General features: G+C 44.3%; 24 protein-coding genes and 1 pseudogene. 6 read left to right on the forward strand and 19 right to left on the reverse strand.

Annotated features, from left to right (window positions below; genetic code table 11):
• Positions 1–472: 472 nt before the first annotated feature.
• Positions 473–733 (reverse strand): hypothetical protein, encoded by a 261-nt coding sequence (locus ACQCVH_RS12460; RefSeq protein ID WP_426835991.1) that lies wholly within the window; start codon positions 731–733, stop codon positions 473–475.
• 236 nt (positions 734–969) lie between these two features.
• Between ACQCVH_RS12460 and ACQCVH_RS12465 the strand changes: the two genes are divergently transcribed.
• Entirely contained in the window at positions 970–1,260 is a 291-nt protein-coding gene (locus ACQCVH_RS12465; protein ID WP_022543829.1) for a HesB/YadR/YfhF family protein, read from the forward strand.
• A gap of 40 nt (positions 1,261–1,300) precedes the next feature.
• On the opposite strand, the gene ACQCVH_RS12470 is transcribed toward ACQCVH_RS12465, so the two are convergent.
• The 10 genes from ACQCVH_RS12470 to acnA form a co-directional block, all read right to left on the reverse strand.
• Positions 1,301–1,591, reverse strand: coding sequence for a hypothetical protein (locus ACQCVH_RS12470; protein ID WP_426835992.1), 291 nt, complete (start codon positions 1,589–1,591; stop codon positions 1,301–1,303).
• Between the two features lie 8 nt (positions 1,592–1,599).
• Positions 1,600–2,034: an acyl-CoA thioesterase gene (locus ACQCVH_RS12475; protein WP_426835993.1), complete on the reverse strand. Its 435-nt coding sequence runs from the start codon at positions 2,032–2,034 to the stop codon at positions 1,600–1,602.
• Positions 2,009–4,372: an AAA family ATPase gene (locus tag ACQCVH_RS12480; protein ID WP_426835994.1), complete on the reverse strand. Its 2,364-nt coding sequence runs from the start codon at positions 4,370–4,372 to the stop codon at positions 2,009–2,011. Before ACQCVH_RS12480 ends, ACQCVH_RS12475 begins: the two co-directional genes overlap by 26 nt.
• Positions 4,373–4,529: 157 nt before the next feature.
• Complete coding sequence (gene tlp / locus ACQCVH_RS12485; RefSeq protein WP_101547701.1) at positions 4,530–4,766, reverse strand: small acid-soluble spore protein Tlp; 237 nt, start codon at positions 4,764–4,766, stop codon at positions 4,530–4,532.
• Positions 4,767–4,939: 173 nt separating this feature from the next.
• The gene (locus ACQCVH_RS12490) at positions 4,940–5,083 is read right to left on the reverse strand and encodes an acid-soluble spore protein N (RefSeq protein WP_009790921.1); all 144 of its coding nucleotides are present in this window, start codon (positions 5,081–5,083) and stop codon (positions 4,940–4,942) included.
• Positions 5,084–5,139: 56 nt separating this feature from the next.
• Positions 5,140–5,271 (reverse strand): FbpB family small basic protein, encoded by a 132-nt coding sequence (locus tag ACQCVH_RS12495; protein ID WP_022543828.1) that lies wholly within the window; start codon positions 5,269–5,271, stop codon positions 5,140–5,142.
• A 1,018-nt stretch (positions 5,272–6,289) separates the two neighbouring features.
• Positions 6,290–6,796, reverse strand: a complete 507-nt coding sequence (locus tag ACQCVH_RS12500) for a peroxiredoxin family protein (RefSeq protein WP_426835995.1) — start codon at positions 6,794–6,796, stop codon at positions 6,290–6,292.
• A 24-nt stretch (positions 6,797–6,820) separates the two neighbouring features.
• Positions 6,821–7,237 carry a hypothetical protein gene (locus ACQCVH_RS12505; protein ID WP_426835996.1) on the reverse strand — a complete coding sequence of 139 codons (417 nt, stop codon included), beginning with the start codon at positions 7,235–7,237 and terminating at the stop codon, positions 6,821–6,823.
• Between the two features lie 84 nt (positions 7,238–7,321).
• Positions 7,322–8,371, reverse strand: coding sequence for an S-methyl-5-thioribose-1-phosphate isomerase (gene mtnA, locus ACQCVH_RS12510; RefSeq protein WP_426835997.1), 1,050 nt, complete (start codon positions 8,369–8,371; stop codon positions 7,322–7,324).
• A 137-nt stretch (positions 8,372–8,508) separates the two neighbouring features.
• Positions 8,509–11,217 (reverse strand): aconitate hydratase AcnA, encoded by a 2,709-nt coding sequence (acnA, locus tag ACQCVH_RS12515; protein ID WP_426835998.1) that lies wholly within the window; start codon positions 11,215–11,217, stop codon positions 8,509–8,511.
• A 331-nt stretch (positions 11,218–11,548) separates the two neighbouring features.
• On the opposite strand from acnA, the gene sspO reads away from it, so the two are divergent.
• Entirely contained in the window at positions 11,549–11,698 is a 150-nt protein-coding gene (gene sspO / locus ACQCVH_RS12520; protein WP_101547696.1) for a small acid-soluble spore protein O, read from the forward strand.
• Between the two features lie 73 nt (positions 11,699–11,771).
• Here the strand turns inward: sspO and ACQCVH_RS12525 are convergent, their stop codons facing one another.
• Positions 11,772–12,032, reverse strand: a complete 261-nt coding sequence (locus ACQCVH_RS12525; RefSeq protein WP_426835999.1) for a hypothetical protein — start codon at positions 12,030–12,032, stop codon at positions 11,772–11,774.
• 110 nt (positions 12,033–12,142) lie between these two features.
• Here ACQCVH_RS12525 and ACQCVH_RS12530 point away from each other — a divergent pair, with 110 nt between their 5' ends.
• Positions 12,143–12,286 (forward strand): small acid-soluble spore protein P, encoded by a 144-nt coding sequence (locus ACQCVH_RS12530; RefSeq protein WP_101547694.1) that lies wholly within the window; start codon positions 12,143–12,145, stop codon positions 12,284–12,286.
• A 22-nt stretch (positions 12,287–12,308) separates the two neighbouring features.
• Here the strand turns inward: ACQCVH_RS12530 and selA are convergent, their stop codons facing one another.
• Positions 12,309–13,733, reverse strand: a complete 1,425-nt coding sequence (selA, locus tag ACQCVH_RS12535; protein WP_426836000.1) for an L-seryl-tRNA(Sec) selenium transferase — start codon at positions 13,731–13,733, stop codon at positions 12,309–12,311.
• A 96-nt stretch (positions 13,734–13,829) separates the two neighbouring features.
• Here selA and ACQCVH_RS12540 point away from each other — a divergent pair, with 96 nt between their 5' ends.
• A complete protein-coding gene (locus ACQCVH_RS12540) occupies positions 13,830–14,201 on the forward strand; it encodes an Hsp20/alpha crystallin family protein (protein ID WP_426836001.1) in 372 nt (123 codons plus the stop codon).
• A gap of 63 nt (positions 14,202–14,264) precedes the next feature.
• Here the strand turns inward: ACQCVH_RS12540 and ACQCVH_RS12545 are convergent.
• Positions 14,265–14,444: pseudogene (locus tag ACQCVH_RS12545) on the reverse strand (Rdx family protein); the annotation flags it as partial.
• Between the two features lie 351 nt (positions 14,445–14,795).
• Between ACQCVH_RS12545 and ACQCVH_RS12550 the strand changes: the two are divergent.
• Positions 14,796–15,536, forward strand: coding sequence for an arylamine N-acetyltransferase family protein (locus tag ACQCVH_RS12550; protein WP_426836002.1), 741 nt, complete (start codon positions 14,796–14,798; stop codon positions 15,534–15,536).
• A gap of 53 nt (positions 15,537–15,589) precedes the next feature.
• On the opposite strand, the gene ACQCVH_RS12555 is transcribed toward ACQCVH_RS12550, so the two are convergent.
• The 4 genes from ACQCVH_RS12555 to ACQCVH_RS12570 all read right to left on the reverse strand — a co-directional run bounded on the left by ACQCVH_RS12555 (position 15,590) and on the right by ACQCVH_RS12570 (position 19,616).
• Positions 15,590–16,540: an L-threonine 3-dehydrogenase gene (locus tag ACQCVH_RS12555; protein WP_426836003.1), complete on the reverse strand. Its 951-nt coding sequence runs from the start codon at positions 16,538–16,540 to the stop codon at positions 15,590–15,592.
• A gap of 46 nt (positions 16,541–16,586) precedes the next feature.
• Complete coding sequence (locus tag ACQCVH_RS12560) at positions 16,587–17,777, reverse strand: glycine C-acetyltransferase (RefSeq protein ID WP_426836004.1); 1,191 nt, start codon at positions 17,775–17,777, stop codon at positions 16,587–16,589.
• Between the two features lie 606 nt (positions 17,778–18,383).
• Positions 18,384–18,704: an 8-amino-7-oxononanoate synthase gene (locus tag ACQCVH_RS12565; protein ID WP_426836005.1), complete on the reverse strand. Its 321-nt coding sequence runs from the start codon at positions 18,702–18,704 to the stop codon at positions 18,384–18,386.
• Positions 18,705–18,719: 15 nt separating this feature from the next.
• A complete protein-coding gene (locus ACQCVH_RS12570; RefSeq protein WP_426836006.1) occupies positions 18,720–19,616 on the reverse strand; it encodes an HD domain-containing phosphohydrolase in 897 nt (298 codons plus the stop codon).
• A gap of 389 nt (positions 19,617–20,005) precedes the next feature.
• On the opposite strand from ACQCVH_RS12570, the gene arcA reads away from it, so the two are divergent.
• Complete coding sequence (gene arcA, locus ACQCVH_RS12575) at positions 20,006–21,235, forward strand: arginine deiminase (protein WP_426836007.1); 1,230 nt, start codon at positions 20,006–20,008, stop codon at positions 21,233–21,235.
• 31 nt (positions 21,236–21,266) lie between these two features.
• Here the strand turns inward: arcA and pdxR are convergent, their stop codons facing one another.
• The gene (gene pdxR / locus ACQCVH_RS12580; RefSeq protein WP_426836008.1) at positions 21,267–22,643 is read right to left on the reverse strand and encodes a MocR-like pyridoxine biosynthesis transcription factor PdxR; all 1,377 of its coding nucleotides are present in this window, start codon (positions 22,641–22,643) and stop codon (positions 21,267–21,269) included.
• Between the last annotated feature and the right edge of the window lie 30 nt (positions 22,644–22,673).

The following is a 22,673-nucleotide window of genomic DNA, read 5'->3' on the forward strand; positions in this document are numbered from 1 at the left end:
AAAATCGAGCATAAAACCTTTGCGATTTTATGCTCGATTTCTAATGCTATTTTTTGTTTCTCCAAATGATCTGGACTGTTTACTGGGTGGAGACACGCGCTTTTTTCCCTTATAGAGCTATAACTTAATCATTAGAGCTATAACTTAATCAATTGAAACTTCGCATTTCCAAATACATCTTTTACATAATCAAGCTTAGTATGATCAAAATAGACAAAATCCTTATCATGGATTAAAACAGAAAGACCGCCGAATTCAAAGGATTTATCATTGGTAATAGGCTGCTCTTCCAGAGACAGCTTTAGCTGAGGGCCGCCTCAGCCGATCCCCATTGAAAGTCGTACATACAGCTTCTCATCCTCAGACTTTCTTTCCTTTTCAACTGCATCAAGCAGTTTATCGGCTGCAGCTCCAGTCATTTTAAACATCGGGCCACCCCCTTTTACAGTAATCTGAATTTATCGGTTTTTTTCTAGTGATGTGATCCGAAGAAGAATCCCTGGAGAAAAATCATGCTGACCGCCAAGACTGCCAGCACACCGATAACTGGTATAAAAATGCTGCGGTTTTTCTCGCGGATTGCAGCAAGAACAAAATAAATTACAGCCATGACCGTGGCAAAAGCGCCTGCTTCAATGGCCTTCTCTGCTTTATCTGTCTGCAGGACGACCAGAAGCGCTATTCCGCCGAAAATAAAGATGCCGATCATATTCATTAATCGATATTGAGACAAACTGACACATCCTTCGTTTTATTTTTTCTGTACCCTGACCGTCCATCCTGTCAAACGGCCTGGAAGGGATCGAAGTGCTTATGCAAATTACCCTGATAAGGGGTATTTTTTGCAATTAAAACATAAAGTATAAATAGGCTTGCTTCACTTGTGCAGCCTGATTCAATTATTCGCTTTACACCGCATACTCCTTTATAATGATTATGGAAAACAGATTGCGGGAAAGGAGACTTCTCATGAACATACATATAAATGACGATGCCGCACAATGGTACAAAGATGAACTTTCACTGGAAAAAGGTGACCATCTCCGTTTTTTTGCCCGCTACGGCGGATGCAGCACCGTTCAGCAGGGTTTCTCTCTCGGAGTTGCCAATGAAGAGCCTGTTAATACAGGTGCAGTAACGGAGAAAGGCGGCATTACATTTTTTATTGAAGAAAAAGATCTTTGGTTTTTTAATGATCAAGATTTGTATGTAGAAATGAATCACAAGGCAAATGAGCCTGTATTCAAATATGAAGAGTAAGCAGCTGCCTTTCTAAGCAGCTGCTTTCTTCTTTTTCAATTCAGTCCAGGGTATTGCGGATTCCTTCTTTGGCAAGAATCTGTTTCTGCCTGTCACCCAGCAAATCAAAATGTGAATAGCCGTCCTTTCTAATATCAATCCATTCCGGCTTAAGGCCATGGGAAATCCCCCATCTTTTCAGCTTTTCCAAATCATTGCAGCCTACCTTTGTCACTGTTTTGCAGCCGGGGAAGCGGTCATCCAGCCAGTAATGAGTCAGGAAAGCAATTTCCCCTTTATCAATTTTATCTTTCCATTCTTTCAATTCTTTTTTTCCAATCCCAAATGCCACTGGATCACCTACTCAGCAGCTTCAGGAGCTTTTTTCGCTTTTTCATAGGCTTCGTGCCAATCATGATATTTCCGCTTGATTGAAATGGGGCGGAAGTTTTCCTTTTTCACACATACATGCTTAGATATGCCTTCTACTGATAATTCGCCGTCCTCTGTCAATATTTCATAGCCATATGTGACACGGAATCCGTCATATTCTTCGATCCAAGTCTTGATGACAGCTTTTTCGCCATATCTGACTGGCTTTTTATAGGAAGCGGCAATATCGATTACAGGAGAAATGATTCCGTCTTTTTCAAGCTCTGCATAATTGAAGCCAAGCTCCTCGATCAGCCTGGTGCGGCCAAGCTCCATCCAGACCAGATAATTGGCATGGTATACCACACCCATTTGATCGGTTTCCGCATATCGGACTTCAATTTCTTTCGTTGATATCAGCATCTTTATTCCCCTTTGTGATTTTCTTTACCGCCTTCTCAAAATCCTCTTTCTCCAGAAGGGATGCATTCTCCTTCAATTGATTCTCATCGCCTTCCATGAGCCTGAAGGCCTGGAACTGGATGGATTCATCAGCCAGATTGGCTGCAAGGCGCCCGTTGCCTCCGGCCTTTATGCCGGGCAATGCTTCATCCAAATAAGCTATTGCTCCTGCAGTCAAATCATACTTATATTGAGCGGCGTAATTCCTGATGATCTGGATAAGTTCTTCTGTATTATAGTCTTTAAAATGAAAGAACTTCTTAAAGCGGGATTTCAGGCCAGGGTTGCTCTGCAGCAGCCTTTCCATTTCATTGGAATAGCCGGCAAGGACGACAACCAGATTTTCGTTATGCTTTGTCATTTCATCAACCAGTGTGTCGATGGCTTCTTTGCCAAAATCCCCAGGCGATTCACTTAAAAGGGAGTAAGCTTCGTCTATAAAAAGAACGCCGCCCAATGCTTCCCTGATGATTTTCTTCGTCTTGATCGCTGTTTGGCCTACATAGCCTGCAACAAGATCTGAACGGCCGGCAATAATGAGATGTCCCCTTTTCAGCATCCCGCATTTATGAAGCAGCTCTGCATAAATCTTCGCCACTGTCGTCTTCCCTGTGCCGGGATTGCCGGTAAATACGGAATGAAGCTGTACAGGCACTGATGGGAGATCCTGTTCGCGGCGGTACTGCTGCATTTTTACAAACGATATCAGCGACTCTACTTCTTCTTTGATGTTTTCAAGTCCGACAAGCCTTTCCAGCTGCTTCTCAGGGTTACTACGTTTCCCATCATCCTGGTGAAGGATGAAGTCCTCTTTTTCGAGCAGTGTATAAGGAAGCAGGTGATCAGTGGCTTCGGTTTGCGCCCCTTTTTCAAAAATGGCGTCGAGAACGATATTTTTGGCTGTCCGCGCGTTTCCGAAAGTGTCATCCACTTTTTCCTTCTCAAGCCTGCCTTTAAGCTCTGATTTTGCTTCATCAGTAAGGATATAATCATTGTCCTTCGCTATTCTATCAGCAATTTCCACAAGTTCATCTTCTGTATAATCCGGAAGATGGAGCTGGTTGGATTGAGGGAAGCGGCTCCTGAGGCCTGGATTGGCGTCAAGGAACTGCCGCATTTCTTCCGGATAGCCTGCCAGAATCACTGCAAACTTGCCGCCATATTCCGATCCGGTCATCATTGATACTAAAGTATCAATTGCTGTCTGGCCATAATCATTCCCTGTCTGGCCTTCCCGTTTCAGACTGTATGCTTCGTCAATGAAAAGAACGCCGCCGAGAGCTCTCTCAACAGCCGAGCGGACGTTTTCCTCTGTCTGGCCGACATATGCTCCTACAAGCTGGGAGCGGTCTGCTTCCACCACTTCTTCCCGCGGCAGGACACCAAGTTCATGATAAATTTTTGCAAGCAGCCTTGCGAGTGTCGTTTTTCCTGTTCCCGGGTTGCCCGTCAAAATCATATGCAGGCTCATTTCATCTTTGATCTGGAACCCCAGCTGCTTTCTTTTTTTCTGGTACTTCAGGAATTTATAGAAATCATTGACCCGGCTTTTTACTTTTTCCATGCCGATCATACTGTTAAGACTATCAAGTGCACTAATTTCTTCAGTTTCTTCTTCTTCAGTCTGGAATAAAGCATGCCACTCTTCTTTCAGTACGGCAATTCGGTCAATATGCTTTTTCATGTCACTGACATGAGTTGCTGTATGGAAAACCCCTGAAATCGACTCTTCATATTCTTCAGCAGCCTTCAGCAGCAAAGCTGTTTCATCAACAGCCGAATCGAGCAGGCTGATCAGGCTGGAGTATATATCTTCAAACTTTTTGTCTGTCAGTTCCTCTGACACTTCCCTTTTGCCTGATAGCCTTTCCTTCTCTTCTTCAGATGCATCCAGGAAGCTGCGGCAAATGCTGATATACTGCTCGGCGATTTTACGCTTTGCTGTCCGGTTGTCTGTTTCCCTGATAGAGGGAAAGACAAGCATGTCAAGAAGCTCACGATGTTTCTTCCAATCTCTCTGGGCCATAAATCTCCGTGCCTGACCATTTTGCGGATCCAGCTCTAAAGCTTTGTCCATCCAGGCGGCAGCAAGGCTGTCGTCTTTATTCCTGCCAAGCCTTGAAAGAGCGGCAAGCGTAAGAATTGATGAAACAGATCCAGGATCTTCATCGCTGTTCATTTCCTTCAGCAGGCTCAATAGTCTGCCTTCATTGGATATATATCCGTTCTCGCTGTACTCTTTTTCCCATTCCGCAATACGGGCGGAGTTTGGGGAAGCGTTTTGTTTCCTTTGGTTCATCACTATCACATCTTCTTTTACAAAAATTATTTACTCTCCGCTTTCGCGTCCGCTATTATTTTACCATATATTCTTGTATGTACTAAGCATTCTGCCGCGCTGGTCCGGATAAGGAAATGGCCCGGGTTCTGATGAATATCCCGGGCCAATGGCTTCACTATTCTATTCCGTTTTCCTGCTGTGCCCGATATTCGTCCTTTACCTCTGAACGGAAAGCGTCCAGGCTGTCCCGGCGGCGCTCGTTCTTAGCTTCGATCCGCTTTTTGTCTTCTTCGTTTGCAAACTCCATCGAAGCCTCTGCTTCCTGCATATTCTCAATTGTATGGACTATCATCGATTGAAGCTTCTCAACGTTATCGCTTCTGTCATCGGGATTTGGCCTGTTATGTGCCATAACGGAACCCTCCTTGGCGGTAGTGGATTGTTGCCTGATTAGTTTGCGGAATAGGTTGTTTTTTCATGTTGGAAATGAGTGGTTAAAAGGGGGAGGCCTGACATATGCACAGAAGGAAAAATAGCTGGTCATACAAACAGCCGGCCCGATAAGGGACGGCTGTGATTTATCAATTATTCGCCTTTTGTTTGAATAACCTGAGCATGCTTGCCTGATGTATCCTGCATCTTCTTGCCTTTGTTGCCGCCGAATCCTCTTGATTTAGTTCCAATGTGGTTCGGCACAAACTGGCTGCTGTCTTTTTTCGGATTGCCCATGCTTATCCCTCCTCCCTTTTAATATCTCCTTAAGAGAGGGAGTTACGAATGGGAATTTATTCAGCTTTGCCCATGCGTTTTTCTTCAAGCCTTACTTCAATGCGATCTATAGCAGCCTGATCTTTCAGAAGCTGACGCTTGTTTTCAAGGACAAGCTCTGCAAATGTCTGTTTTCTCGGTTTTCTCATTTCTTTCACCTTCCTTATTTCCTATTCTAACAGTTAATATGCCCAAAAATTCCTGTAATTATTACAACTTTTTGAAAATTTAAAGTAAGAGGGGGCAGTTGAAGGATATTTGCTTCAGACTTGTGGTTTTTAAAGTTTTGAGTAGTGGGATTCATGACAAGTTTCTCGTGGAAATGCCTTGTATCCCTGGGATTGATGAGATACTTGACTGGCCTCTTCGTAGCCATACCATGTATTCCGGAAACCTCTTGGCATACATGACTGGCCTTTTCGCAGCCATACCATGTATTCCGGAAATCTGTTGGCATACATGACTAGCCTTCCTACAGTCATATCATGTATCCCGGAGACTTGTTGGGATACATGACTGGCCTTCCTACAGTCATACCATGTATTCCGGAAACCTCTTGGCATACATGACTAGCCTTCCTACAGTCATATCATGTATTCCGGAAATCTGTTGGCATACATGACTAGCCTTCCTACAGTCATATCATGTATTCCGGAAATCTGTTGGAATACATGACTAGCCTTCCTACAGTCATATCATGTATCCCGGAAATCTGTTGGAATACATGACTAGCCTTCCTACAGTCATATCATGTATCCCGGAAATCTGTTGGAATACATGACTAGCCTTCCTACAGCCATACCATGTATTCCGGAAACCTCTTGGCATACATGACTAGCCTTCCTACAGTCATATCATGTATCCCGGAGACCTGTTGGGATACATGACTGGCCTTCCTACAGTCATGTCATGTCTCCCGGAAACCTCTTGGCATACATGACAAGCCTTCCTACAGTCATATCATGTCTCCCGGAGACCTGTTGGGATACATGACAAGCCTTCCTACAGTCATATCATGTCTCCCGGAAACCTCTTGGCATACATGACAAGCCTTCTTGCAGTCATACCATGTATCCCGGAGGCCTGAAAAGATGCATTACCCTCCCTTATCGCAGCAGCATGACCTCTGCAAAAAATAAAAAAAGCACCCAACAGGATGCTCACACTTCACTTCATTTTTTCAGTCATTTCCCACATGGTTTCTGCTTCCATCGCTGATAAGTATTTATCCCGGATTATACCTTTTTCATCAATGAAATAAGTAGCGGGAACTGTCATGACTTTATACTGGGTATTAACCTCATCCTTTTCATCCAGCAGGATTGGAAAGGTGATTCCCATCTTCTCAATAAATTTCGCCGAGTTATATTGCGGATCGATATTGACAGCCAGGATGCTGATCTCATTCCCAGCTGCTTCATGGAATTTTTGCATCTCAGGCATTTCCTGTTTGCAGGGAGGGCACCATGGAGCCCAAAAATTCAGCATAACCTTTTTTCCGCGAAAATCGGAGAGCTTAACAGTATGTCCCTGAAGATCCTTCAGCTGAAAATCAGGTGCCTCAGTACCAGCGGCAAGGCCAGGCAAGTCCGCTTTAGGAGCGTCATGCGGCAATATGCCTGATATATTCAACAAAACTAAGAAGGCCATCAGCAGCATTAGTTTTCTGGCCATAGCTAATATTCCTCCTTGAAAAGCTTATTTGATAAAAAAGTAAAAAATGCTTAACAGCCAAAATCCGCATAAAAAAGTGATGAGCGCATAGATAATCAAATAGACCGCTTCCCTGGCAGCCCAGCCATGCTTCCTGCACTGACCTGCAAAATAAAGAGCGGCACCGAGTAAACCGAGAACAGCTTCTTTTATCCCTCCATTGAAGTAAAGCAAGCTAAGGGGATTAGTCCATAATAGTGACGGCTGGAAAAGCAGCTGGCCAAACTTATATATAAGAAACCAAATCAGCACTGCTGTAAAAAGCTTGTTCTCGAAGGTTTTTCGAAACTCTTGTCTATTTTTAAGATGAAAGAGGAAAAACAGATGGACAATCAGCAGTGAAAGAAGGGAAACCAGCAAGTCAATTTTGAGGTTGAAGGACCCTATTTCAATTGTCTCCATTATTAAGTTGCCCCCGTTAGAAAAATATATGAGCAGAAAGAGCTTACAGACAAAAAGCAAGCATCGCTGCTTGCTTTCTTGAAATTATGAATGAAACAGCTTCTTTAACTCTTCAGGATAATTCCCTTGGATGATCCCTTTTTCGGTGATGATGGCTGTTATCAGCTCAGCAGGCGTTACATCAAATGCCGGATTGAAAACCTTGACTCCTCCCGGTGCAGTGGGTCTGCCAAACCCATGCGTAATTTCTTCGGAGCCTCTCATTTCAATCGGGATAGCTTCTCCTGATTCTGTCTTCATGTCAATGGTAGATGTAGGCGCTGCTACGTAAAACGGAATATTATGTGCCCTGGCAAGCAGGGCAAGCCCGTATGTCCCAATCTTATTGGCAGTGTCCCCATTGGCGGCCACCCGGTCACAGCCGACAAAAACAGCTTCAGCCATGCCTTGCTGCATGACCATGGCAGCCATGCTGTCTGTGATAAGAGTCACATCAATTCCTGCCTGCTGAAGTTCCCATGCTGTCAGCCTTGCACCTTGAAGAAGCGGCCGTGTTTCATCTGCATATACCTTAAGGTCCCAGCCTTTTTCCTTTGCGAGATAGAAAGGCGCCAGCGCCGTACCATACCTTGCAGTGGCAATGCCGCCTGCATTGCAATGTGTCAGCACACCCATCCCGTCTTTCAAAAGGGCAAGCCCGTGGATTCCGATCTTGCGGCATACTTCCTCATCCTCTTTTCTGATCAGGTGTGCCTCTTCCTCAAGCTTTTTCTTTATCCTGGCAACTGGCTGGTCTTTTTCCGCCAGGGCACGCTCATCCATTCTCTGTAACGCCCAGAAAAGATTAACAGCAGTAGGACGGGAGCTTGCCAGGTACTCAAGATTTTCTTTGAATTCTTTGTAAAATGATGAGAAATCTCCCTCAGGAGCCTTGTTGGCGGCCAGTACAAGTCCGTAAGCAGCGGCAATCCCTATGGCCGGAGCCCCTCTGACTTTCAGCTGCTTGATTGCATCCCAGGCATCCTCCACCTTTGTGATTTCAAGAAATTCTGTGACAGATGGCAGCAGGGTCTGATCCAATATATATAATGTGCCGTTATCATAGGTAACGGATTGAAGGAATGTCTGTTCCACTTTTTGTTCCCCTCTCGAAGACTATTCAAATTTTTCTGATGCTACAAGCTATTGTAGCAAGAATTATGTATCACGCCTATATTTTTTATTTTTTACACAAAAAGCGCCGCAGCAATGCCGCGGCGCCCATACATCTATTAGTTTTTAAGTCTTTCGCGCAGAACCATCTGCAGGATTCCGCCATGGCGGTAGTAGTCGATTTCAACTTCAGAGTCGAAACGGACAAGCACTTCAAAAGTAAGCTTGTTGCCATCTTCGTCTGTTGCTGTAACCTTTACGAAATCGCGAGGCCTTACATTTTCATCGATTTGGACATCGAAAGTTTCCTTGCCTGTCAGGCCAAGAACCTCAGCGTTTTCTCCTGCTTTAAATTGAAGCGGAAGAACACCCATGAGAACAAGGTTGGAACGGTGGATACGCTCATAGCTCTCAGCAATGACTGTCTTGATGCCAAGAAGGTTTGTTCCTTTGGCAGCCCAGTCACGGGAAGAGCCCATACCATAATCCTTGCCTGCAAGAACTGCAAGGCCGGTTCCATCTTCCTTGTACTTCATGCAAGCATCATAGATGCTTGTTACTTCGCCAGTAGGCCAGTAAGTCGTGAAGCCGCCTTCAGTGCCAGGGGCAATCTGGTTGCGGATGCGGATGTTCGCAAATGTTCCGCGCATCATAACTTCATGGTTACCGCGGCGTGAGCCATAAGAGTTGAAATCACGCGGCTCAACGCCATTTTCGCGCAGATATCTGCCTGCTGGAGTATCCTTGCCGATCGCACCTGCAGGTGAGATATGGTCAGTTGTAACAGAGTCGCCGAATTTGCCGACTACACGCAGTCCGTTAAGCGGCTTGACTTCATCCGCATTTGGCGTAAGCCCTTCAAAGAACGGCGGGTTTTGGATGTAAGTTGAGTTCTCATCGAAAGAATATAATGGTTCATTGCTGGTCTGAATTTCATTCCAGCGCTCGTTGTCGCTGAATACATGCTCATATTCTTTCTTGAACAGCTCAGGTGTTACAGTCCTGCTGACAACCTCGTTCACTTCAGCAGTAGATGGCCAGATATCCTTGAAGAATACATCGTTTCCATCTTTATCTTTTCCGAGCGATTCATTTTGAAGATCGATGTCGACAGTTCCAGCCAGTGCATAAGCGACTACAAGCGGCGGTGAAGCCAGATAGTTTCCTTTTACAAGCGGATGGATACGGCCTTCAAAGTTCCTGTTTCCTGAAAGCACGGAAGTGACAAGAAGATCGCTGTCAGCTACTGCCTTCTCGATTTCCTCTCTCAGCGGTCCGGAGTTCCCGATACAGGTTGTGCAGCCGTAACCGACGAGGTTGAAGCCGATCTGCTCAAGGTATGGAAGCAATCCGGAATCACGCAGATAGCCGGTAACTACCTTAGATCCAGGCGCAAGTGAAGTTTTTACATATTTAGGCACTTCAAGGCCAAGCTCGACCGCTTTCTTTGCCACAAGGCCGGCGCCGACAAGCACGTATGGATTTGAGGTGTTTGTACAGCTGGTGATCGCAGCAATGGCGATAGCCCCTGTTTTCATTTTTGTTGAGTCTCCGTTTTGGAAATCAACGGTCACTTCTTTATTGATCTCTTTCTTGCTTAAGCCGAAGCCCTGGTTCCCTTGAGGAGCTGTAAGCGCCTGGTTGAACTCTTCTTTCATAGCAGAAAGAGGGATCAAATCCTGCGGGCGTTTAGGACCGGAAAGGTTTGCTTCAATTTCAGCAAGGTTGATTTCAACTACTTCAGTGTATACCGGTTCAAGGGAAGGATCGAAGAACAGTCCATTCTCTCTGCAGTACTTTTCAACAAGCTTGATCTGCTCTTCAGATCTGCCTGTCAGGCGCATATAGTTAAGTGATTCTGAATCAACCGGGAAGAATCCGCAGGTTGCACCATATTCAGGAGCCATATTGGCAATAGTCGCACGGTCAGCAAGCGGCAGTGCCGTTACACCTGAACCGAAGAACTCGACAAATTTCCCGACAACGCCCTGCTGGCGGAGAACCTGTGTTACCTTAAGCGCAAGGTCTGTTGCTGTAGCCCCGTTAGGAAGCTCTCCAGTCAGCTTGACACCTACTACTTCTGGCACAGGGAAATATGAAGGCTGGCCAAGCATTCCTGCTTCAGCTTCAATTCCGCCTACACCCCAGCCAAGTACGCCGATTCCGTTGATCATCGTTGTATGGGAATCTGTACCTACAAGTGAATCAGGGAAAGCTTCGAAATCGCCATCCGGCGTTTCAACTGCCTGAACCACGTTTGCAAGGAATTCCAGGTTAACCTGGTGAACAATCCCGGTTGCCGGCGGAACAGCACGGTAGTTGTCAAATGCTTTCTGAGCCCAGCTAAGGAACTGGTAACGCTCGGCATTGCGTTCAAATTCAAGAACCATATTTGCTTCCAGGGAATCAGGAGTACCATACTTATCAACCTGTACTGAGTGGTCGATAACCAGGTCAACTGGCTTCTCAGGATTGATTTTGTCAGGATCTCCGCCCATGTCAGCCATTGCTTTCCTTAATGAAGCAAGGTCAACAACCGCAGGAACGCCTGTAAAATCCTGAAGGATGACGCGTGAAGGCTTGAAAGGAACATCTACTTCCTTCACTTGGTCAGATCCCCATTTTGCCAGATTCTCTACATGCTCCTGTGTAATAACGCGTCCGTCAAACTGTCGCAGGACAGACTCAAGCAATACTTTAATGGAATAAGGCAACCTTGATACGCTGCCGATTCCTGCTTCTTCCAAAGCTGCTAATTGATAGTAATGATAGCGTTTACCGTCTAGTTCAAATGATTTCCTTGAATTAAAAACATCATTTTTAGACATATGTATTACCCCCTCTAATGATAATCATATACCAAAATTATAATAATTGTCGAAAAGTTTGAATTGTCATTTTCATCGCCACTTTTCTCACAATTCTTATCTTAATACAACCTTTTATATAAGTAAATAACAAGAAAGTTATTGTTTTTGATAAGTTTTACTTATTATATTTTTGATTGCAATTAATTTTGGCGGGATTGTACAGCTAACAGAGTCAATTTCTATATACCTTTTTGGGGATTTTTAAAACAAATATTATTGCAAAAAAGCATTTTTTTACCGAATGAGGGCTGGTTTACAGGCAAAAGATATGAATGCGGAGGTGAGAATTTTGGCGAAACGAAAAGCAAATCATGTACGTCCAGGGATGAACGCAGCTAAAAGCCAGGGGCAGGGAGCCGGCTTTAACGAGGAATATTCAAATGAGCCATTGACAGAAGCCCAGAAACAAAACAATAAAAAACGCAAGAAAAACCAGTGATATTATCTTGTGGATTGTTCCCCAAAATATAACAACCAAAAAAACCCCTTGAAAAGGGGTTTTTGCGTGATAATTAGTCAACAGCATTGACTTCCTGGATAATCCTCGACAAATCGCGCTGAAATTGCTCAAGCTGGCCGCGTTGATGTTCACTGGCTGTTTCAAGGGCATTTTCAATTTGTGCAAATGCTTCATTAACCTCATTTTCAAGATGCTTCAGCTGGTGGCCGTAGCTTGCGCTGTCACGCACGATTTCATTATATAAGCCGCTGGCTTCGGCGAACCCTTGCTCTGCCGCCTGGAAAGCCTGCTGTTTGTCTTTATGGTATGGCATGTTTTCACTCCTGTTAATCAAGATGTAGTGTTAAATTGTGCAGTCAGCCGGGAAAATATTCGGTATAAAAACAACTGCAAAAAACATCCTAAAGTTAGGAGGGATGGCAAATGAACAAAAACGACAGCAAAGATATGCACAAAAACGCCCCAAAAGGGGATAATACAGGTCAGCCTGAACCGTTAAGCGGCTCTAAGAAAGTGAAAAACCGCAACCATACAAGACAAAAGCATAATTCCGGGCACGATATGTAGAACATGGAAAAGAGGCTTGTCCCTACTCTGGTGACAAGCCTTTTTCAATTTTGCTCAGGCAGGCAGCAATGATACCTGCCTCTTCTTCAGAAACGGTCCTGAGATCAAATATCGTTTCTTCCTGGCGTATCCTTGCTATGATTGGCGCCCCATCGTGCTCCCTTAGTTTTACGGCAAGCTCATCTGCAGTAACGCCTGGCATCCTGACCGCCGCTGCAAAGGTCGGCAGCTCAACATCCGGCATCGTCCCCCCTCCGACCATGCTGGTGCTTTCCATCACCCTCACCTCGGATTCAGGGCAACCTAAACGTACTTGAGCAGCAAATGCTTCTGCCCTCTTCTTAAGTTCATCCTTGCCGGCTAGCATATCGCGGATGACAGGAATCTCCATTAATGCTTTTTCGTCTTTTAAATAAGCCGAAAGCGTCGCTTCCAAAGCCGCCAAGGTCATCTTATCCACTCTTAGCACCCTTGCCAGCTGATGCTTTTTGAGCTTATCTATTAAATCTTTCCGACCTGCGATGATTCCTGCCTGGGGGCCCCCCAGCAGCTTATCACCGCTGAAAGACACAATGCTCGCGCCGGCTTTCAGCACTTCGCTTACCACAGGCTCTTCCCCAATGCCATGCTTGCTGTAATCATACAGCACCCCGCTTCCGAGATCTTCGTAATAGATCAGACCGCTCTTTGAAGCTTCTACCGCCAATTCACTCGCAGGAACACTTTTGGTAAAGCCGACGATCTTGAAGTTGCTCGTATGTACCTTCATCAGCATCGCCGTATCCTCTGTTACTGCTTCCTGATAATCCCGGAGATGGGTTTTATTCGTCGTTCCCACTTCTACCAGCCTGGCCCCTGACTCCTCCATAATGGAAGAAATCCGAAAAGAACCGCCAATTTCAACAAGCTCTCCCCGGGAAACAATGACCTCTCTGCCAGAAGCCAGCGCCCTCAGAACGAGGAATACGGCAGCCGCATTGTTATTGACGATCATTGCCGCTTCTGCACCCGTGATCTCCTTAACCAATCCTTCAACGAGATCATGGCGGGACCCCCTGCTGCCTTTTTCCAAATTGTATTCAAGGTTAGAGTAACTCCTGGCAATGCTGGACATATGTTCAACAGCAGCCTCTGAAAGCCTTGCCCTTCCCAGATTGGTGTGAAGAATGGTGCCTGTTGCATTGATCACTTTTTGTAAGACAAAGCTGTATTTTTGCTCAGCGGCAGCTTCGATATTATCAAATAAACGGATCAGAAATTCCTTGCTTCCCGGCTCAGGACCGCTGTACCTCCCTGCCAGAATCGCCTGTCTTACTGAGTCAAGTGCCTCCTTGATCAGCTCCGCAAAACGGCCGTGCTCAAGCCCCAGCCTTTCCTGCAGGCTGAGCGCCCTTTCATCCCTCTGCATCTCGTGTACAGGGGGGATCTGTCTGAGAATATTGTTCACTTTTTTAATCCTCCAGCATATTAATTAGAAGTATTATACCATTTTCACCCTGTGCGGTTCTAATGAATATAATGGTCGCAACAAGGGGGCATTATTATGGGAAAGAACAGCGAAGATAATCCATTCAAGGAAATGGAAAAATGGCTGGAGCATTTCTTTCTTGATCCGCTGACTTCTTATCTTGATCAATCGGCTTTCCGGATCGACATTTATGAGACGGATGCGGAATATATTGTGGAAGCCTTGCTCACAGATTACACAGCTGCGATGCTTTCCGTCATATTAAACGGCCATAAGCTGAACATCAGGGCAGAAAAGGATAAAGAAACAGTCAGCCGGGAAGTCGATTTTCCATTTCTTATAACAGAAAAACAGGTTACCTCCAGATTTTCCTGCGGCATACTGGAAGTATTCATTTCCAAAACCAGTAAAGGCTCCGGCAAAGATCGCGAGGTGCCTTTACAATAACCGGCAAATTAGAGGTTAAATATAAAGGAAGCCCCGCTCCATAAAGAAGGCGGGGCTGTTCCATCATTTCATTTTATCAATAATATCCTGGCTTTTAGGAAAGACGCCTGTCTCAAGCTTTGAATAGATTTTGCTTCCATTCACTGTCACTTCAAAGGCGCCGCCTGAACTGGGGACCAGCTCCATTTTTCCTACTTCAGACCGGAAATGATTAAATAGGTCCTCCGCGAAACTCGCGGCTTTTGGTGCGTAGTTTCACATCATGCAGAATTCTACCTTCACTTCATACTTTGCCATCAATTACCCCCCTCTCCTGCTTAGTTTGTATTTATTGTAGTACAAGCATCCCGGGGCCTGCAACCGTGCTGTCTTTCTCTCATTTTCATTTTTAAGGAATATTGGGTTCGCACATTCGAATTACAGCATACTTTATTAAGAACCTGCAGCTGTTAGATTAAATTCACCATGGTTTATAAAGGCTAAACAGACAGCAGGCAGTATACAATCCTTATATCGGACAGCATGTTAGAATAGTAAAAGGGACAAGTCCGATACCATATAAATCTAATTTTTTTAACATAGAAGGTGAAAATAATGAATATTGACCGCTATCTAGCCAGGATTCAGGCAGATAAAAAGGAGCCGGGACTTGAAGCGCTGGCACATCTGCAAAAAAGGCATATGCTAAGCATACCTTTTGAAAATCTGGATGTTATCAGGAAGGTCCCGATCAGTTTGGACAGGGATCAGTTTTACAAAAAAGCAGTGGAAAACAGAAGAGGCGGTTTCTGCTATGAGCTGAACGGCCTCTTCCAAACCCTTCTTTCCAGGATGGGCTACAGCTCAGCCCTCATCTCCGGTACAGTCAAAACACCGGGCGGATGGGCCAGGGAAAACAGCCATGCTGCCATACTGGTCTATCTAGACCAGCCTTATTTGACGGATGTAGGCTTCGGGGACTCTGCAAGGCAGCCTATACCGCTTGATGGCACTGAGAAGGAGGATGCGAGCGGTAAATATAAAGTCAGGGATCTGGGAGGCGGCTGCTACAATTTGATGCATTATGCCAGCGGGGATTGGGTCATTAAGTACCGGTTTACTGATGAAAAAAGAGACTTGGATTTTTTCCAGGAATCCTGCGGCTTTAATCAAACGTCAGCAGAATCGCCATTCACCAAAGATGATATTATTACGATTGCAACAGTAAACGGAAGAATCACGCTATCAGGGCACACACTGGTAAAAACAGAGAACGGGGAAAAATCTAAAACAGATTTAGACAAGACATCAAAACTGGTGGCGCTAAAAGAGTTCTTTGGCATAGCAGCGGAATAATGGCTTCATATAGAAAAAGCTGGCGGAGATGGTCTCCTGCCAGCTTTTTCACTTTATTTGACTGTTGTAACTTTCAGCTTTTCCAGCATATCTGCCGTCATTTTAGCAAGATCGTATTCAGCCTTAAAGCCCCATTCTTCTTTTGCTGCTGTGCAATCGATTGAATTCGGCCAGCTGTCAGCAATCGCCTGGCGGACAGGATCCACTTCATAGCTGAGTTCAAATGAAGGAATATGCTGGCGGATGGCTTCAGCAATCTCTTCAGGCTCAAAACTCATTGCCGCAACATTGAATGAGTTGCGGTGCTTGAGCCGGCCTGCATCAGCTTCCATCAAATTGACAATAGCATCAAGGGCATCCGGCATATACATCATATCCATATATGTCCCTTTATCGATATAAGAGGTGTACTTGCCTTCTTCGATCGCTTTATAATAAATTTCCACAGCATAATCGGTAGTCCCGCCGCCTGGAGGGGTCACATAAGAGATCAGACCCGGGAAGCGAAGACCTCGCGTATCCAGTCCGAATTTATGAAAATAATAATCGCAAAGGAGCTCGCCGGCTACTTTATTAACCCCGTACATTGTCGTTGGACGCTGAATGGTATCCTGCGGTGTGGAATCCTTTGGCGTAGATGGACCGAAAGCGCCGATTGAGCTTGGCGTAAAGAACTGGCTGTTCAGTTCCCGTGCAGCTTCCAGTGCATTCATCAGGCCGCCCATATTAAGGTTCCATGCAAAAACCGGGTTTGCCTCAGCCGTCGCAGACAGCAATGCTGCCATATGAATGACTGTATCAGCATTATGCTTCTTTGCTGTATCAAACATAGATTTAGCATCCGTAACATCCACGATTTCAAAAGGGCCTGACTGTGCCGCCTCAGAATCATTCCTGCGGATATCAGTTGCAATGACATTATCGGTACCATAAATGTTTCTAAGCTTGACAGTCAGCTCTGAACCGATCTGGCCAAGAGCACCTGTAATAAAGATCTTTTTCATCGTTTTCCTCCACCTAAATCCGTCGTTTCATATCTATATTTGAATTTTAAATGATACCCATTTCCTTGCCGACCTTTTTGTAGATCGAAAGTGCCTGGTCCAGCATATCCTTCGTATGTGCAGCTGTCGGCATATTGCGGACACGCCCGGTGCCCCGCGGAACAGTTGGGAACACGATTGATTTAGCATAGACGCCTTCATCATTCAATCGTTTGCTGAATTCCTGGGTAGCCACTTCATCCCCGATAATGCAAGGAGTGATAGGCGTTTCACTGTCTCCAATATTGAAGCCGAGCTCCTTAAGCCCTTTTTTCAGATAATCGGCATTTTCCCAAAGCTTCTCATTCAGCTCAGTGCTTTCCATAAGGATGCTGATAGATTCGATGCACGCAGCTACATCTGCAGGTGTAAGTGACGTTGAAAATAAAAATGGGCGGCTTCTGACTTTCAGCCAGTCTATCAGCTGTTTCTTCCCGGCTACATATCCGCCGACAACACCAATGGCCTTGGAGAGCGTACCGATTTGGAAGTCCACTTTATCGGATAATCCAAAATGCTTAACTGTACCTGCGCCTTTGCCGAGTACACCAGATCCATGTGCATCGTCAACATATGTAATCAGGTCGAACTCTTCAGCTATTTCCACGATCTCAGGGAGCTTCGCAATATCTCCATCCATGGAGAATACACCATCAGTGATGACCATAACTTTATTATATTGTCCGGACTCTGTCGCTTCCTTTGCTTTCGCGCGCAGATCTTCCATATCAGAGTGGTTGAAGCGGATGATTTTCGCACGGGACAGCCTGCAGCCGTCTATGATGGAAGCATGGTTCAGTTCATCGGAAAGAATAGCATCATTTTTGTCCATGACTGCAGAGATGGCAGCCATATTACAGTTAAAGCCTGATTGATAAGCAATGGCTGCTTCTGTATGCTTAAATTCTGCCAGTTTTTCTTCCAATTTGATATGGATATCCATTGTGCCGTTGATTGTCCTGACAGCACCTGCTCCTACACCGTATGTATCAATTGCCTTTTTGGCACTATTTTTGAGCCTGTCGCTTGTAGCAAGGCCCAGGTAATTATTTGAGGATAAATTAATTAATTCTCTATTATTGATTTTGATCATTGGACCATTAGGGCTTTCCAGCGGGTCGATTACATTATAAAGGCCCCTGCTTTTCAGATCCTCGAGATTTTCATTTAAAAAGCTATCCAAGGTTTTGCTGGACATAATAATCCCTCTCTTTATATAGAATTTAATGTCATCTGTAAATATACAACTGTACTCCTGATAAAGACATTTCGACAATCAAAAAAGACTTGTGTATCAAGGAGTTCCCTACTAATTACTTTAACATATTTGATTGAATTGTACACTTGAAAAGGACAACATTCAAGTTGCTTTTATTTTTCCCAATAGGAATTATCTTAGTTGTAAATTAAAGAGCTGTTTAGGTTATTCAGGGATTGAAGTCACTAAACTTGGATGCCAGTGGTTTAGCTTATGATTGAATATGGTGATTTTCGTTCCAGTGACTCCGCTTTCCGCGGAGCGGCGCTGAGCCTCCTCTTCGATTTGCTCATGCGAGGTCTCAGCTTTGCCGCTATTTCCCCAGGAGTCTGCGTGCCTTCCACTTCAATCAACAAGGTTTAATTAAATTTGTTTTACGTAAAACCAAGCCTTTTGATTAGAGAACTGTCCTTTGAATGAATAGTTCTACCTGACCTAATTGATAATTTTAGTATTGTATATGTCTTTCAACTGTTAGTTTTAATGTCTCTTAAAATGGTTATTTTTAAAATAAAAAAACTTGCCTGAAATCAGGCAAGTTTCTTCTTAGTATTGTGGTACTGGAGGATCAAATCCTAAAACTTTTTCACCATCAACTGTCAGCCATACATAATAATGGTCAATTTCAGTTTTAAGTAATTTTTCAAGCTTCTTGATAATTTTCTCTTGAGCTTCAAAAGTAATTTGGGCTGTTTCTTCTCCAAGCTCGATACCTTCTAATCCAAGCATATCAGCAATAGCTCTTGCTTCATCATAAGATACCTCTACATATTTGTCGTACTCAGGCAGATAAGCTGCTTCTGCAGGCTTAATGCTGAAAACTGCACCAATTAATAGTGCCATGACCAAAACGCTGATCTTTTTCATTATTTTTCCCCCTGTTTAAATTTTGTCTTTCATTTTAAGGAAAATATCAACAATGTACGGATTGTACATGGTTCCTTTGCATCTGAGTATTTCTTGAAATGCCTCATCTTTTGTTTTTCCTTTTCGATAGACTCTATCGCTTATGATGGCATCATAGGAATCTACAACTGCTATAATAGAAGCCTCGATGGAAATCTCGTCGCCTTTCAGTCCGTATGGATAGCCCTTGCCATCATATCGTTCATGATGCTGCTCTACTATCTTTCCTGCCTGGACTAAGATTGGCAGGCCAGTCTGCTCAAGGATTTCCCTCCCGAACTCGGAATGCTTTTTCATGATTTCCCATTCCTCGTTTGTCAACTTCCCTGGCTTTCTCAAAATCGCGAGAGGTATTTTCAACTTGCCAACATCATGCAGAAAGGAAGCTATATTTAGACTCATCAGCTGTTTGGAATTAAACCCCAAATATTCCCCAAACAACATAGACAGCTTATTAATCCTGCTGCAGTGGTCAACGGTGTATCCATCTTTTTCTTCTATTGATACAGCCAGATCCATTAGGTTTTTGGTTATTTTGCTGTAATGGTGGAAAACCGGCTGGGATGTAACATATAAAAATTCTGTCGTTTCTTCAGCCTGAAAGTAATAATGCTCCTTGACAGGAGTTTTATAAAAGGAATCTCCAGCTTTATACGATTTCTTGGGATTGTCTGATTGGAGAACCAGCTCCCCTGAAAGGATATGTATAAATTCCATAGCATTCCAGTCTTCCTGTGGTTCAAGGCCCCATCTCGTATCGGCATGCAGCTTATGATAAATAACCTCCGTACCATCGCCAGATGCGAGGAGGGAGATCTGCAAGCCTTTCATGTGGACTGTTTCAATGAAACGATCTTCATTTATAATGCCCACTGTGTTACCCTCATTTCTATTTCTAAGATTGCTGTCGAAACAAGAAGAAAAGAATGTCAAATCTTCTTCTATTCTCCAACATTATAATACATAAAGTTAAATAGTAATATAGAGAATTAGAAAAATAAACAAGAATTTACATCATTTTTTTGGTAAATAATGAGAAAGTCCTAGAAATAGCGCAACAGCAGATATTAGACTGCCAATCTTTGCTGCAGTGGATACCAAAAGAAGCAGTATTTTGGTTGTTATCTTGGCCTTTCGCTTAACACCCTTTGAATAAACATACAAAAAATTGATTAGTTTACTCACATTGCTTTAAAGGAAAATAAACAGTAAACATGAAACCAGATAAAACTGGCTCGTATACATATTTGGAGGTTATATAAATGAAGCATCCGTTAAATGTTACTTCAGAGATAGAAGAATTAAAGTCGGTCCTTCTGCACAGGCCCGGCAAGGAGGTAGAAAACCTTACCCCTCAATACTTAAAGAGGCTGTTATTTGATGATATTCCTTATTTGCCGGCAATTCAAAAGGAACATGATTATTTTGCAGGAGTGCTGAGCAATCGGGGCATTGAAGTGCTTTATCTTGATAAGCTGATGACAGAGACGCTTGCACAGCCTGAAATCCGCAGCCGGTTCACGGAACAGATCCTGATGGAAAGCCAGTCCAATGTGAATGGCTCTTTCGAGGCAGTCTCTGAGTATTTGAATTCTTTGCCGGCAGATGACCTGGTGAGGAAAGTGATGGCCGGGGTACGGAAGAATGAAATCGATTTAAAGGAAAAAGTGCACCTTCATGAAATCATGGCGGATTCTTATCCTTTCTTCCTTGATCCGATGCCAAATTTATATTTTACAAGGGATCCTGCAGCAGTCATCGGCAAAGGCATAACCATCAACAATATGAATGAACCGGCCAGGAGGCGGGAATCTATTTTCATGGATTATATCATTAAGCATCATCCCCGCTTTAAAGAGCATGATATTCCTGTCTTCTTTAATCGGGATGAACATTATACACTTGAAGGCGGAGATGAGCTGGTGCTGAGCAGAGAAGTTGCTGCTATAGGTGTCAGTGCCAGGACATCTGCACAGGGAATTGAAAAGCTGGCAAGGGAGTTGTTTGCCCGCCAGAAAGATATTAAGAAAGTAGTAGCTGTCGAGATTCCTAAATCACGGGCATTCATGCATCTGGATACTGTGTTTACAATGATTGATCATGATAAATTCACCTACCATCCTGCAATAGAAAACAGCGACGGGAAAATGAAAATTTATATTCTCGAGCAGGGGAATTCTGGTGATCTGAAAATCACAGAAAAGGACAGCCTTGTGGAAACCCTGAAGGAAGTCCTGAATCTACCTGAACTGGTCCTCCTGCCATGCGGCGGCGGAGATGTCATTGCAGCAGCAAGGGAGCAATGGAATGACGGCTCCAATACCCTGGCAATCGCCCCTGGAGTAGTAGTTACCTATGACCGCAACTATGTTTCCAATGATATGATGAGGCAAAATGGGATCGAGGTGCTCGAGATCATGAGCTCCGAACTTTCACGCGGCAGAGGCGGCCCGCGCTGTATGAGTATGCCGATTGTCAGAGGAGAACTGTAAAAGGGCCTGGATGGCCCTTTTCTTTTGCTCTTTATTCAAACCACGCCTCGGTAAGAATCTTTATCCCGTCTGCAATTTCTTCGGCAGAAAGTCCTCCAAATCCCAGCATGATCGAATCATCACCATCTCCATTTGCCCAATACTGGTTCGCAGAATACACTTTCACACCTTTTTGGTCAGCCTTGGCTGTAAGCTCTTCACTTTTCCTCCCTTTCAGCTTTATGAGGATATGAAGCCCTGCCTTTTGCCCAATCACAGCTGCTTTATTTCCCATCATAGAACTTACCGACTCCAGCAGCACTTTATGCTTTTCCTGATAAAGGACACGCATTTTCCGGATATGCTGGTCAAAGTCTCCTTCATTCAAGAAACGTGCTGCAGCTTCTTGAATTATGGGAGAGACTGGCTGGCTGTACAGGCTGAAGTCCCTTTTATAGACAGCTATAAGGGCCGGCGGCAAAACAATGAAGCTCATTCTGGCTGCAGGAAGAAAGGATTTTGAAAAAGTCCCAAGGTAAATGACGCGATCATTTTGATCAAGACTTTTAAGCGGCGGAATCGGCTGCCCCTGATATCTGAACTCGCTGTCATAATCATCCTCCAAAATATAACCGCCAGTTTCCGCAGCCCATTTCAGCAGCTTCAGCCGTTTATTGATTGATAGGACCATACCAAGCGGAAATTGATGGGAGGGTGTGACATAAACTGCTTTTGCCCTCTTTTCTGCAAGCTCTTCAACACTGATTCCATCTTCCTCCACAGAGACGGGTTCTACTTTTCCTCCCTGATGCATCAGCACTTTCCTCACCCCATCATAGCCTGGGTTTTCCATCGCTATCACTTCTCCGCGAAGCTCGAGTATACTCATAATCACTGAAATGCTGTTTTGCGTTCCTGAAGTGATGATGATTTGTTCCGGAGTACACTCTATCCCCCTTGATCTGTACAAATACCTTGTCAGCTCGGTCCTCAAGGACAATTGGCCCTGCTTGTCTCCATATTGCAGATTAGAGAGATCGAATGCTGCTTCAGACAGGGCATTTTTCCATCTCCTTGCAGGGAAAGCAATAGCATCAATATGGCCGTATTGAAAATCAATTTTCGGTTTTTCCTGCTCTTCTTTTAAAATAACACGCAATTGTTCTTTAACCTGTTTCAAGGGAAATTCATCTATTTTGTTTACAACTATTCCGCTCTTCGGCCTGCTGTCGGCATACCCTTCTGCAATCAGCTGGTGATACGCCTCTTCTACTGTATTTTTGCTTACGTCCAGAAATCGGGAAAACTTGCGGATGGAAGGAAGCTTTTCCCCCGGCTTCATTTTTCCTGACTCGATTTCCGACTTGATATACTGATATAGCTGCACATATAAAGGCAGCTGGCTTTCCCTATCTAAAAACGGCGTCATAGGCCACTCCCATCTGACCCTTTAAGATTA

The organism is Bacillus infantis (assembly GCF_050107595.1).
GTDB classification, from domain to species: Bacteria; Bacillota; Bacilli; order Bacillales; family Cytobacillaceae; genus Bacillus_AB; species Bacillus_AB infantis_C.